Source organism: Streptomyces sp. NPDC032721 (assembly GCF_055579625.1).
The window spans coordinates 1-12,160 of the sequence record NZ_JBVIMX010000019.1; the positions used below are offsets into that span (position 1 = coordinate 1).

The window sequence follows — 12,160 nt, forward strand, 5'->3', positions numbered from 1 at the left end:
GGTTGTCAATCTGGCGTTGACTTTTGGCACGCTGTTGAGTTCTCAAGGAACGGACGCTTCCTTTGTACTCACCCTCGCGGGCTTTCCTCCGGACGTTTCGTTCGGTGTTTCTTTTGTTCTTGCGGTTCCGACTCTATCAGACTGTTTCCAGTGCCGATTTCCTCGGTGCTTTCCAGGTTCTTCGCTTTCGCGTTTTCCCTTTCCGGCGATTCCGACTCTATCAGATCCTTTCGGGCCTGATTCCCGGTCGAACTCGGGTTTGTCTTTGCGGCTGTTGGGCCGTTCCGACGAGTGAGACATTAGCGGATTCCTGGGCCCCGATGCCAATCGGGGTCCGTTCTTTCGAACGCGGATTCCTCATTTCGCAAAAGCGCATGACTAATGGGCGCGACAGACGTCGACTCATTGATCATGGTTTTTGCTGGATGGCCGTCCCGGGCCGGTCGGAACCGGTACTCACATAGGACAACCCGCAGAACCTTACGGAAGCAGTGGCTCCGCGTCAAACCCTGCCTGGTGCGCTCCTGCCTGCCGGCCGGTGTGACCCACCGCTCATGCCGGGGCGTATGTCCGGACTCTATTATGCAACTAGTTGCACAAGAGTCGTCGCGTGAGCGCATGGAGGCGTCGGATGAGCCAGTCGAGCCCGTCGAGTCAGTACCCGCACCTGTTGGCCCCGCTGGACCTGGGGTCCGTCACGCTGCCCAATCGCGTGGTCATGGGGTCCATGCACATCGGGCTTGAGGAGGCCGAGCGTGGCTTCGAGCGGATGGCGGCCTTCTATGCCGAGCGGGCGCGTGGTGGCGTCGGGCTCATCGTGACCGGGGGGATCTCGCCCAACGAGGCGGGGCGGCCCTATCCGGGCGGGGCGATGCTGACGACGGCCGAGGAGGCCGCGCGGCACCGGGTCGTCACCGATGCCGTGCACGAGGCGGGTGGGCGGATCGCGATGCAGATCCTGCACTTCGGGCGGTACGCGTACCACCCGGAGCTCGTCGCGCCAAGTGCGTTGCAGGCGCCGATCAGTCCCTACGTACCCAATGAGCTGACCGACGAGCAGGTCGAGCGGACCGTAGAGGACTTCGTGCGGGCGGCCGGGCTGGCGAAGGACGCCGGTTACGACGGGGTCGAGATCATGGGGTCCGAGGGATACCTGATCAACGAGTTCATCGCGGCGCACACCAATAAGAGGGACGACAGGTGGGGCGGGTCGTACGAGAACAGGGTGCGGTTCCCGCTGGAGATCGTGCGGCGGGTGCGGGAGCGGGTCGGGCCCGACTTCATCCTGATCTACCGGCTGTCGATGCTGGACCTGGTGCCGGGCGGGTCGTCGCTGGAGGAGGTCGTCCAGCTGGCGAAGGCCGTGGAGGCGGCCGGGGCGACGCTCATCAACACCGGCATCGGCTGGCACGAGGCGCGGATCCCGACCATCGCGACGTCCGTGCCGCGCGGGGCGTACGCGTGGGTGACCAAGCGGGTGATGGGTGAGGTCGGGGTGCCGCTGGTGACGACCAACCGCATCAACACCCCCGAGCTGGCCGAGGAGCTGCTGGCGGGGGGCTTCGCGGATCTGGTGTCGATGGCGAGGCCGTTCCTGGCGGACCCGGAGTTCGTGGCGAAGGCGCGGGACGGGCGGCCGGAGTCGATCAATACGTGCATCGGCTGCAACCAGGCCTGCCTGGACCACACCTTCAGCGGGAAGATCACGTCCTGCCTGGTGAATCCGCGGGCCTGCAACGAGACGGAGCTCGTGCTGTCGCCGACCCGGCTGCGCAGGCGGGTCGCCGTGGTGGGGGCGGGTCCGGCCGGGCTCGCGTGTGCGGTGACGGCTGCCGAGCGTGGGCATGCGGTGACGCTGTTCGACGCCGCCGACGCGGTGGGCGGGCAGCTGAACGTGGCGCGGCAGGTGCCGGGCAAGGAGGAGTTCAACGAGACGCTGCGCTACTTCCGCAACCGGCTTGAGGAGTACGGGGTCGAGGTCAGGCTCGGCGCCGCGGTGTCGGCCGAGGAGCTCACGGAGGGCTCGTACGACGAGGTGGTGGTGGCCACCGGTGTGACGCCGCGCGTGCCGGAGATCGACGGCGTCGACCACCCGAGCGTCGTCCGCTACCTGGAGGTGCTGCGCGGCGAGGCGAAGGTCGGTGAGCGGGTGGCGATCCTCGGGGCCGGCGGCATCGGCTTCGACGTCGCGGAGTTCCTGACGGACGAGGGCGAGGGGGCGTCCCTGTCCCCGGAGGTCTTCTTCCGGCAGTGGGGTGTGGACGTGGAGTACGAGGGCCGGGGCGGGCTGCGGGCGCCGGAGCGGACGAAGACGACGCGGACCGTGCACCTGTTGCAGCGCAAGGAGACCAAGGTGGGCGCCGGGCTCGGCAAGACCACCGGGTGGATCCACCGCACCGAGCTGGCCAAGCGGGGCGTGACGATGGTCCCCGGTGTGACGTACGAGCGCATTGATGACGCCGGGCTGCATGTGGTGGTGGGCGGCGAGCGGCGGGTGCTGGAGGTGGACACCGTCGTGCTGTGCACCGGGCAGGAGCCCCGGCGGGATCTGTACGAGGAGCTGGTGGCCGGGGGCGGTGTGCCGGTGCGGCTGATCGGTGGGGCGGACGTGGCGGCGGAGCTGGATGCCAAGCGGGCCATTCGGCAGGGGGTGGAGGTGGGGGCGGAGATCTGAGGGTGGGGCGGGGGCCGGGGCAGGGTGGGTTGCTTGCCTGCGGCGCCCGTTGCCGCTGATGTCGCTGGCCAGTGCTACCTAGGATGGGTTCATGTCATTGCCGCATGCGATTCTCACCGCCCTGTTGGAGAAGCCGTCCTCCGGGCTGGAGTTGACCAGGCGGTTCGACGTCTCCATCGGGTACTTCTGGTCCGCGACGCATCAGCAGATCTACCGCGAGCTCGGGAAGCTGGAGCACGCCGGGTTCATCCGGGCGTTGCCGCAGGAGGTGCCTGCACGGGGGCAGAAGCGGGAGTACGAGGTGCTGGCCGACGGACGCGCGGAGCTGGGCGCGTGGGTGGGCCGGGCCGAGGATCCCAAGCCGTTGCGGGATGCCTTCGCCCTGCGGCTGCGGGCGGCGGCCGTGGTCGGGACCGGGGAGCTGCTGGCGGAGGTGGAGCGTCATCTGGGGCTGCACCGCGCGCAGTTGGTGACGTACCAGGAGATCGAGAAGCGGGACTTCGGGCACCTGGGCGAGGAGCGCCGGGGTGGCCGGGAGGAGCGGTTGCAGCATCTGGTGCTGCGGGCCGGGATCGACATGGAGCGGTTCTGGGTGGGGTGGTTGGAGGAGGCGGCGGTCGAGCTACGGGAGCTGGAGGGGCTGTAGCTGGGCAGGTCGTGGCCGGGCTGTCGGGGGTGTGCGAAGGTCCCGTGATTCCTTGGGGATTCACGGGACCTCTCGTCTTTGTGACGTTGTCAGGCCTTGTTGCGGGAGGCCCAGAACTCGTCGAAGTCCAGGCGGCCGTCGCTGTCGCCGTCGTGGGCGTTGATGATCGCCTGGGCGACCGTCTCGGTGACCGTGAAGTCGCCGAGCTCGGCCATCAGGCTCTTGTACTCGGCCGCCGTGATCGTGCCGTCGCCGTTCTTGTCGAACTTCGCGAATGCCGTGCGTGCCGACTCGATGTCGATGTCCGCCACGTGGTCCACCCCTTTTGCCCTTTTTCGGTGCAGTCAAGTCCGTCGAGATTGTGCGACGGACAGATTAGCGGCCCTGGTAGGCGCCGAGGTGGGGCGGGTTGGGGATGCGGTTGCCGAAGTAGTCGCGGGTCACGCCGTCGGCGGTCGCGGTGCCCGCGCCGAACGCCGGGGAGCCTGGCTTCAGGCGTACGTCGGCGGGGGCGAGGGGGGATGCGGTGCGGAAGAGGGGGTTGGCGTTGAGGGCGGTGGTGTCCCTGGGCTGGGTGGTGTTCAGGTAGAGGTTGCCGGTGTAGGTGGAGAGGGTGTCCACGGTCGGCGAGCCGGTGGCCGTCGGGGCGCCGACGAAGATGTTGTTACGGAAGGTCGTGCCGGACTGGCCGTTGTTGCTGACCATGCGGGTGCCGGGCTGGTTGGTGACGATGGTGTTGTTGTAGACCTGGGTGTCGGTGGTGGGGCCGCAGACGACGGCGACGACGCCGTAGGGCGCTTCTGTGTTGCGGTCGTTGATGCTGATGTTGTGGCGGACCTTGTTGCCCTTGCTGGTCATGCCGGCGCCGTTGCAGACGAGGAGGAAGCCGCCCTCGTTGTCGTGGCTGTAGTTGTACTGGAACGTGTTGTTGGTGTTGCCGCCGTCGATGTCGAAGGCCTCTGAGTCGCGGGTGCCGTGGCCGCCGGTCACCTCGTTGTACTGGGTGAGGACGTTGTCGGAGTTCCAGGACCAGACGCCCGCGTTGTAGCCGGCGGAGCGCATGTTGAAGCCGTTGACGTAGTTGTGCTCGACGCGGGCGCCGTCGGCGTTGTGGGTGACGATGGCGTCGCCGCCGGTGTCGCGTACGTCGTTGCGCTGGATACGGGTGTGGGTGATCAGTTCGAAGGAGGTGCCGGGGCCGTCGGGGTGGGCGGCGCGGCGGCCCCAGGTGGACATCGTGCCGATGCCGGTGCGGTCGACCTTGCGGACGGTGGAGTCCTCGATGCGGATGCCGTCGAAGCGGGTGGGGGTCCTGTCGCCCTGGACGACGAAGAGGATGCCGCCGCTGGGGTCGGGGTCCTTGTGGTCGGAGCCGTTGACGTCGTGCACGTCGACGCCGTCCACGACGTAGTGGCGGCCGACGCCGAAGTCGGTGAGGAGCACCAGGAGTCCGGCTCTGCGGTCCGTGGTGGTGGCGGGGCCGGTGTTGGAGATGTCGAGGTTGCGGATCTCCCAGCCCTGGGAGTTGCGGAGGAGCACCGCTGCGCGGGCGCCCGCGCCTTCGATGTGCGGCTTGGCGCCGGTTCCGTAGGCGTCGAGGCGGATGGGGGTGGTGGGGGTGCCGTTGCCGGTGGGGGCGAGGGTGCCGGTGCAGGTGGTGCCGCGCTTGAGGAGGAGGCGGTCGCCGGGGCGGTAGGCGGTGGAGGCCTTGGCGAGGGTGCGCCAGGGGGTGCGGGTGGTGGTGCCGTTGGCGTTGTCGTTGCCGGCGGTGCAGTCGAGGTAGTGGGTGGTGGGGGATTGGTGGGGGGTCGCGTGGGTGGTGGGGGCGGTGAGGAGGAGGGTGGTGGCTGCCAGGGGGAGTGAGTGGGTGCGGGTGGGGGCGGTTGCTTTGGGGGGCGGGGTGTTTGACATGGCCGGACGGTAGGGGTGGGGCGTGGGGTGGCGCCATGGACAAACAAGGGCGGTGCTTGGATCTCCAGAGGTGGGTGGAGTGAGTGGCTTTGGTGGAGCGGATGGAGTGAGTGAAGTGGTGGATGCGAGTGGAGTGGTGGATGTGAGTGGTGGCGGGGTTGGGACCCTTGCGGGGTTTCTGGATTCGGCGGCGCGTGGGGTTTTTCCGCCGGCCGACGGGGGTGTGACGGTTGTTCCGCAGCCTGGGGCACGGGTGGCCGGGGTGTTGTCCTTCACCGCCCATTCGGTGATCTTCACGGACGAGGATCCGGAGTGGGTGCGTACGGCGTTGGCGGCGACGCCGTGTGATCCGTTGGCGGCGTCGATGAATCCGATGTTCCTCGTCGCGCTGGCGGAGCGGGCCGGGCGGCGTATGACCGACACCATTGATCTGTTGACGGTCGCGGAGGCGTTGCCCGGGGGTCCGGATCCTGCGCTGGAGCTGGAGGAGATCGACGATCCTTCGCATCCGCGGGTGGCCCGGGCGAGGAAGTTCCGGGACGGTGTACGGGTGTGGCGGTCGCCGCTCGGGGGCGTGCTGGTGTTGGGGCGGGGGGTTGCCGGGCGGTGGGAGGCGGCGATCGAGGTCGATGAGGGGGTACGGGGTCGGGGCGTCGGGCGGGAACTGGCGGTCGCGGCCAGGTGTTTGGTGCCGGGGGGTGGGGTGGTGTGGGCTCAGCAGCCGCCGGGGAATGCGCGGAGTGTGCGGACTTTTCAGGCGGCGGGGTATCGGGCGGTGGGGGCGGAGGTTTTGATGGTGGTGGGGTAGGGGGGGCGGGCCCGAGGGGGTGGGCCACTCCCCTGGCGGGCTGGTGGCCTGCGGCCTCGGGCGTCGGGAGGATTCGCGCCTGCGGCGGGCCGGGGGGCGCCCCGCCCCTTCCCGCTGTGCTGGATTTGCCGCTGCCGCCGCGTGGCGCTGGGAGCGTTGTGCGGTGTCGCGCCTGCGGCGGGCGATGCCCCTCCCCACCCCTTCACCTAAACCGCTCCGCGGGGCCAGGGGTTCGAACCTGCGGGCCGGTGGTGGGTTACTCGCGCAGTTCCCCGCGCCCCCAGCTATCTCCGGCCGAGCCAGGGGTTTGGAGGTGCGGGGCGGTGTGTGGTTGCTCGCGCCCGCGCGGCGGAGCCGCAAATCAGCACAGCCCCGCGCCCCCGGCTATCTCCGGCCGAGCCGGGGGTTCGGAGGTGCGGGGCGGTGTGTGGTTGCTCGCGCCCGCGCGGCGGAGCCGCAAATCGGCACAGCCCCGCGCCCCCGGCTATCTCCGGCCGAGCCGGGGGTTCGGAGGTGCGGGGCGGTGGTTGCTCGCGCCCGCGCGGCGGAGCCGCAAATCGGCACAGCCCCGCGTGGGAACCGGGGTGGTGGGTCAGCGGAAGATTCCTGTGTGGCCCAGGGAGTAGCGGCCCGGTTGGGGGTAGACGGCCAGGCCGTGGGGGCCGTCGCCCACGGGGATTCGGGCCAGTTGGCGGCCCGAGCGCGTGTCGATGGCGTAGACCTCGGAGTCGTAGCGGCCGGCCAGCCACAAGACCTTGCCGTCCGCCGAGACTCCGCCCATGTCAGGGCTGCCGCCGTCCGGGAGGTGCCACTTCTTCGTCAGTTTGTTCTTCGCGAAGTCGAAGACCGAGATCGAGCCCTCGCCCCGGTTGGGCACGTACATCTCCTTGGAGTCGCGGGAGATGTAGAGGCCGTGGCAGCCCTTGCCCGTGGGGAGGAGTTTCGGGGTGGTGAACTTTTCGCCGTCCAGGACCCACATTCCGTGCGCCATCATGTCCGCGATGTAGAACGTCTTGCCGTCCGGGGAGATCTTCACGTCCTGCGGCATCGCCCCCTCGAAGGGGAGTTTCTGCTGGCCGACGACCTTCATCTTCTCCGTGTCGACCTTGAGGAGTTCGCCGGAGAACTCGCAGGAGACCACGAAGTACCGGCCGTCGGCGGAGAAGTCCGCGTGGTTCACGCCCGCGCAGGTGACGGGGACGGTCTTCACGCGGTTCATGGTGTGCGGGTCGCGGAACACGAGTTCGCGGTCCATGGAGGCCATCACCACGGCGTGCTTGCCGTTCGGGGTGAAGTAGAGGTTGTACGGGTCGTGGACCTCGACCGGCTTGCCCGCGCGGCCGTTCGCGGGGTTGATCGGTGTGAGGGTGTGGCCCCGGTTGTTGTTGACCCAGAGCGTCTTGAGGTCCCAGGAGGGGACGACGTGCTGGGGCTGGATGCCGACCGGGATCGTCTCGATGACCTTGTACGTGGCCGGGTCGATCACCGAGACGGTGTTGGAGTTCGTGTTGGGGACGTAGACGCGGGCCGGGTACTTGCGGGCGACCGCGGCGATGTTGTCCGGGCGGTTGGCCGCGTAGATGTCGTTCGGGTTCAGGACCGGCGGCATGCCGGGCAGGCCTGCCGGGGCCGCCTTTTTGACGTGGGCGGGCGGGGCCGCGGCCTTGCTCCCGAGCGCCTCGACGGCGCCCCTGTCGGAGGGGTCCGCGCCGCAGCCCGCGAGCGTCGAGATCAGGAGGCCGGTGGCGCAGAGAACGCGGGCGCGAGTGCGAGTGCGAGTACCCGTGCGGGTGCCCGTGCGGGCGGCGGGGGCGGGCGGAGTAGTGGTCGCGGTGAGGGGCGGCGGGGTCATGGCGTCAGCAGCTCCGTGGTGGTCACCGCGCGCAGTCCGCGGCGGTGGAGGTCGTCGAGGAGGGCGGGCAGCGCGGCGACCGTGTCCGCGTACCCGAAGTGCAGGCTCACCACGGATCCGTTGCGGATCTCTCCGGCGACCTTGCGGGTGACGGCCGTCGCGCCGGGCGAGGTGAAGTCGAGGGAGTCCACGTCGTACGAGAGGACGTGGGGGTAGCCGGCCCTGTGGGCGAGGCGTTGGACCAGGGGGGTCGCGTACTGCGTACGGGACGGGCGGAACCAGGTGCCGATCGAGCCGGTGAGGCGGCGCAGGCGTTGTGCGCAGGCGGTGATCTCGCGGTACGCCTGCGCCTCCGGCATCTCGGACACGGTGAGGTGGCGCTGGGTGTGGTTGCCGAGGTCGTGGCCGCCGTCGAGGATGCGGCGGGCCATGGCCGGGTGTTCGTCGAGCCAACTGCCGACGGCGAGGACCGTGACGTGCGCCCCGGCCCGTTCCGCCTCGGCCAGTACGGCGCGGGCGGTCGCCGGGTCGCCCTGGCCGTGGAACGTGAGGGCGACCTGCGGGCGGTCGCGCGGGCCGTGTTCGATCTGGGCGGGGTGGCCCGGGAAGCGGCGGGGGGCGGGGGCCGTGACAGGTGGTTTCCGGGCGGCGACGCCGGCTCCGGCCTCGGCTCCGCCCGGCGCGGTGGCCGGGGCGGTGGCCGAGGACCGGGGCGCGGGTTCGTCGGTGCGGGACGTGCATGCCGCGGTGGCCGTGAGGGCGAGCCAGGCTCCGGTGCGCAGGGCGGTGCGGCGGTGGGGTGGTGGAGCGATGGGGCTCACCTCTCCCGGTGGGGTGGGGTCGGTCGTCGGGGCGGGGTCGCCTCGGGTGAGCACCGTAAATGTGAAAAGACCAGAATTTTACGATTGGGGCTTATGGGGGCGTTTCGTGGGGGAGATGGTGGGAGAGAGGGGTGGACTTGTGGATCAAGGAATCACGCATGGATTCGCATTGTTATGCAGGGAAAGCCAGGTGAGTGGCTCACCTCACCAACGATTCAGATCTTAAGTGTGGTGGTTTGGGGGTCTATGTCCGAGTGGGGACTTTTGGCTTGAAGCCACCTGTCTGCCATAGTCGGAGACACGAACCTCATTGACCCGAGCGAGTTCGTCAACCAGGTCGTGGAGCACACCCCTTCCGCCCCACGGCCCCCTCGGAAGCCCCCGTTGCGCGCCTCACCCCGGCGCCTGGGGGCTTCTGGCGTTTTCGCGGGCCTCAGCGCTCGCGGTCCACCACCCGCATTTCGAACCACGTCGTCTTTCCGCGCGGCAGCAGGTCCACGCCCCACCGGTCGGACAGCTTGTCCACCAGGAAGAGGCCCCGGCCGCTCACGTCCATTTCGTGTACGGGCATCAGGCACGGCAGTCCGCGCGACGGGTCGCGCACCTCGATGCGGATCCAGCCCCGGCGGCGCAGCATGCGCAGGCCGAAGACCCGGGCTCCGGTGTGCCGGACCGCGTTGCCCACCAGTTCGGAGACGAGCAGGACCGCGTACTCCGTGAGCTGCGGGGACAGGCCCCACTGGCGCAGCACCACGCACTGGGTCAGACGGCGCGCGTGTCCCGCCGATTCCGGCCGCGACGGCAGCCGTACCTCGCCCTCCGTCGGGTTCCCGAACAGCTCCAGCGCCGCCAGAGCCTGTTCGTCGTCGACGGCCGGCAACCGGCGCGCAGCGGTCGCCTGCACCTGCTGCCGCGGTTCCTCCACACCTTCCAGCCCCGCCATGCCCCCATCATGGCGGCAGCCGGAGCGGTCCGGGGCCGTTCCCGGGGAATCAATCACCCTGAGCGACCCCCGGTCCGCACGGCTTCCGGCATATGACTGGAGCAAAGACGAGGGGTGACGCCCCGCTTCACCTGCGATTACCCGCTGCGCGTGGGTGATCACCCGGAGTGCCGCGCGCGGGCGCCTTAATCCTGCTTTAAGGATCGGGCGGCCCGCTCGCCCGTACGCGTCACCCCGGGCCATGCGTTGACCCAGCGTCAATTGATGATCCGTCAGAGGAACTTGGCCTTGCCCGGGCCTTCCTCCACGAAGCTGCGCATGCCGCGCTCGCGGTCCTCGGTGGCGAACAGGCCCGCGAACCAGGTGCGTTCGAGGGCGAGGCCGGTCTCCAGGTCCGTCTGCAGGCCCGTGTCGATGGCCTCCTTGGCCGCGCGCAGCGCCAGTGCCGGGCCCTGTGCCAGCTTCGCGGCCCAGGCCTGGGCCTGCTCGTACACCTCTGCGGCGGGGGCCAGGCGGTCGACCAGTCCGAGGGTCAGGGCCTCGTCCGCCTTGACCATACGGCCGGTGAAGATGAGGTCCTTGGCCTTGGAGGGGCCGATGAGGCGGGCGAGGCGCTGGGTGCCGCCCGCGCCGGGGATCAGGCCGAGCAGGATCTCGGGCTGGCCCAGCTTGGCGTTGTCGGCGGCGATGCGGAAGTCCGCGCAGAGCGCCAACTCGCAGCCGCCGCCCAGCGCGTAGCCGGTGATCGCGGCGACGACGGGCTTGGGGATGCGGGCGATGGCGGTGAACGCCTCCTGGAGGCCGCGGGAGCGGAGCACCATCGCCGCGTGGTCCATGTGCTGCATTTCCTTGATGTCCGCACCGGCGGCGAACACCTTCTCGCCGCCGTAGAGGATGACGGCCCGTACGTCGTCGCGGCGGGTCGCCTCCTCGGCGAGCTCGCGCAGCGTGTCCTGGAGGGCCACGTCGAGGGCGTTCATCGGGGGGCGTTCGAGGCGGATCGTGCCGACGCCGTTGGAGACTTCGAGGGTTGCGGTCATACGAGCGAGGTTAACGGGCGCTCACGGGAACGGGCCCGGTGCACTTGGTCACAGTGCGCCGGGCCCGTACACGTACATCCGCACGTACAGCTCAGGAGGACAGGGTTACTTGGTCCACTCCGACCACGGCATGTTCCAGCCGTTCAGGCCGTTGTCCGGGGCGATCTGCTTGTCGTGGGAGTTCTTCACGGTGACGACGTCGCCGATCAGCGAGTTGTTGAAGAACCAGGCGGCCGGGGTGCCCGGGTCGCCCGCGCCGCGCTGGTCGCGCAGACCGACGCAGCCGTGGCTGACGTTGGCGGAGCCGAAGGTGCCCGACGAGGCCCAGTAGTTGCCGTGGATGAAGGTGCCCGAGTTGGACAGGCGCATCGCGTGCGGCACGTCCTTGATGTCGTACTCGCCGCCGAAGCCGACGGTGGCGCCGTTCATCCGGGTCACCTGGAGCTTCTCGGTGATGACCATCTGGCCGTTGTACGTCGTCGTGGACGGGGCGCCCGCGGTGATCGGGATGGTCCGGATGGTCTTGCCGTCGCGGACGACCTTCATCGTCTTGCTCTTGGCGTCGACGGTGGAGACCTGGCTGCGGCCGATGGTGAAGGTGACGGTCCGGTTCTGCTTGCCGTAGACGCCGGGGCGGCCCTCGACGCCGTCCAGGTTCATCTTGACGGTGACCTTGGTGCCGGCCGCCCAGTACTTCTCGGGGCGGAAGTCGAGGCGGTCGTTGCCGAACCAGTGGCCCTCGACGGGGACGCTGGGCTCGGCCGTCACCTTGATCGCGTTCTTGACGGCGTCCGGGTTGGTGATGCCGCGGGTGAAGCGGAAGGACACCGGCATGCCGACGCCGACCTTGGTGCCGTCCTCGGGGCGGAACTCGCCGATGAAGGTGTTCTTGGGGACGAGCGTGGTGAAGGTGGTGTCCTGTGCGGACGCACGGCCCTCGGGGTCCTTCGCGAGGGCGTGCACCTTGTACGTCGTACTGGCGGCGAGGTGGTGGGTCGGCTCCCAGGAGGCGCCGTCGGCGGCGGTCTTGCCGGCCACCTCGTTGCCCTTGGAGTCGGTGACCTTGACCTCGGTCAGCTTGCCCTTGTCCGCGGTGACCTTCAGGGTGCCGCTGGTGGCGACGTCCTTGGCACCGTTCTTGGGTGCCACGGTGACGACGGCCTGGGAGGCCTTGGTGTCGGCCTTGCCCGCGTCACCCGGCTTCTGCTTGTCGGTCTTGCCCGTGTTGTCCGAGCCACCGCAGGCGGTGACCAGGAGCAGCAGTGCGCCCAGCACCACCGCGAGCAGCGTCCGGCCGCCGCGCCGCCGTGCGACCGGCCGGTTCGCGGCGGGCTCGGACGGTCCCGCGGACCCCTGACGGACCGATATCGGCTGCCTGTTCAATGTGGAATTCTCCCCTCGCGCACGGCCCTGACCAGGCCCGCACCCCCATACGCAGCTACCGCGCACTGCGTTAGACAATCAC

11 protein-coding genes are annotated in these 12,160 nt (G+C 69.4%); 4 read left to right on the top strand and 7 right to left on the bottom strand.

Annotated elements, in window-relative coordinates:
* The 3 genes from ACZ5PB_RS32575 to ACZ5PB_RS32585 form a co-directional block, all read left to right on the top strand.
* A partial coding sequence (locus ACZ5PB_RS32575; RefSeq protein WP_468696183.1) for a hypothetical protein occupies window positions 1-295 on the top strand: 295 nt, incomplete at its 5' end.
* 336 nt (window positions 296-631) lie between these two features.
* Complete coding sequence (locus ACZ5PB_RS32580; protein ID WP_468696184.1) at window positions 632-2,674, top strand: oxidoreductase; 2,043 nt, start codon at window positions 632-634, stop codon at window positions 2,672-2,674.
* 91 nt (window positions 2,675-2,765) lie between these two features.
* On the top strand, window positions 2,766-3,320 hold the full coding sequence (locus tag ACZ5PB_RS32585) for a PadR family transcriptional regulator (RefSeq protein ID WP_468696185.1): 555 nt from the start codon (window positions 2,766-2,768) through the stop codon (window positions 3,318-3,320).
* Window positions 3,321-3,409: 89 nt separating this feature from the next.
* Here the strand turns inward: ACZ5PB_RS32585 and ACZ5PB_RS32590 are convergent, their stop codons facing one another.
* Together ACZ5PB_RS32590 and ACZ5PB_RS32595 are read right to left on the bottom strand one after the other, a co-directional pair.
* Complete coding sequence (locus tag ACZ5PB_RS32590) at window positions 3,410-3,622, bottom strand: EF-hand domain-containing protein (RefSeq protein WP_468696383.1); 213 nt, start codon at window positions 3,620-3,622, stop codon at window positions 3,410-3,412.
* 73 nt (window positions 3,623-3,695) lie between these two features.
* A complete protein-coding gene (locus ACZ5PB_RS32595) occupies window positions 3,696-5,231 on the bottom strand; it encodes a right-handed parallel beta-helix repeat-containing protein (protein ID WP_468696186.1) in 1,536 nt (511 codons plus the stop codon).
* Window positions 5,232-5,373: 142 nt separating this feature from the next.
* Here ACZ5PB_RS32595 and ACZ5PB_RS32600 point away from each other — a divergent pair, with 142 nt between their 5' ends.
* A complete protein-coding gene (locus ACZ5PB_RS32600) occupies window positions 5,374-6,039 on the top strand; it encodes a GNAT family N-acetyltransferase (protein WP_468696384.1) in 666 nt (221 codons plus the stop codon).
* Between the two features lie 592 nt (window positions 6,040-6,631).
* Here the strand turns inward: ACZ5PB_RS32600 and ACZ5PB_RS32605 are convergent.
* The 5 genes from ACZ5PB_RS32605 to ACZ5PB_RS32625 all read right to left on the bottom strand — a co-directional run bounded on the left by ACZ5PB_RS32605 (window position 6,632) and on the right by ACZ5PB_RS32625 (window position 12,078).
* A complete protein-coding gene (locus ACZ5PB_RS32605; protein ID WP_468696188.1) occupies window positions 6,632-7,891 on the bottom strand; it encodes a YncE family protein in 1,260 nt (419 codons plus the stop codon).
* The gene (locus ACZ5PB_RS32610) at window positions 7,888-8,712 is read right to left on the bottom strand and encodes a polysaccharide deacetylase family protein (RefSeq protein ID WP_468696189.1); all 825 of its coding nucleotides are present in this window, start codon (window positions 8,710-8,712) and stop codon (window positions 7,888-7,890) included. The genes ACZ5PB_RS32605 and ACZ5PB_RS32610 overlap by 4 nt, the downstream gene beginning before the upstream one ends.
* Window positions 8,713-9,145: 433 nt before the next feature.
* Window positions 9,146-9,655, bottom strand: coding sequence for an ATP-binding protein (locus ACZ5PB_RS32615; protein ID WP_468696190.1), 510 nt, complete (start codon window positions 9,653-9,655; stop codon window positions 9,146-9,148).
* Between the two features lie 272 nt (window positions 9,656-9,927).
* Complete coding sequence (locus ACZ5PB_RS32620; protein WP_468696191.1) at window positions 9,928-10,695, bottom strand: enoyl-CoA hydratase/isomerase family protein; 768 nt, start codon at window positions 10,693-10,695, stop codon at window positions 9,928-9,930.
* Window positions 10,696-10,800: 105 nt separating this feature from the next.
* Window positions 10,801-12,078 carry a L,D-transpeptidase gene (locus ACZ5PB_RS32625; RefSeq protein ID WP_468696193.1) on the bottom strand — a complete coding sequence of 426 codons (1,278 nt, stop codon included), beginning with the start codon at window positions 12,076-12,078 and terminating at the stop codon, window positions 10,801-10,803.
* Window positions 12,079-12,160: the final 82 nt, after the last annotated feature.

Bases quoted from the DNA above. Each gene is read 5' to 3' on its own strand.
- ACZ5PB_RS32585 (WP_468696185.1), top strand. From the start codon at position 2,766: ATGTCATTGCCGCATGCGATTCTCACCGCCCTGTTGGAGAAGCCGTCC.
- ACZ5PB_RS32615 (WP_468696190.1), bottom strand. From the start codon at position 9,655: ATGGCGGGGCTGGAAGGTGTGGAGGAACCGCGGCAGCAGGTGCAGGCG.
- ACZ5PB_RS32605 (WP_468696188.1), bottom strand. From the start codon at position 7,891: ATGACCCCGCCGCCCCTCACCGCGACCACTACTCCGCCCGCCCCCGCC.
- ACZ5PB_RS32595 (WP_468696186.1), bottom strand. From the start codon at position 5,231: ATGTCAAACACCCCGCCCCCCAAAGCAACCGCCCCCACCCGCACCCAC.
- ACZ5PB_RS32620 (WP_468696191.1), bottom strand. From the start codon at position 10,695: ATGACCGCAACCCTCGAAGTCTCCAACGGCGTCGGCACGATCCGCCTC.
- ACZ5PB_RS32580 (WP_468696184.1), top strand. From the start codon at position 632: ATGAGCCAGTCGAGCCCGTCGAGTCAGTACCCGCACCTGTTGGCCCCG.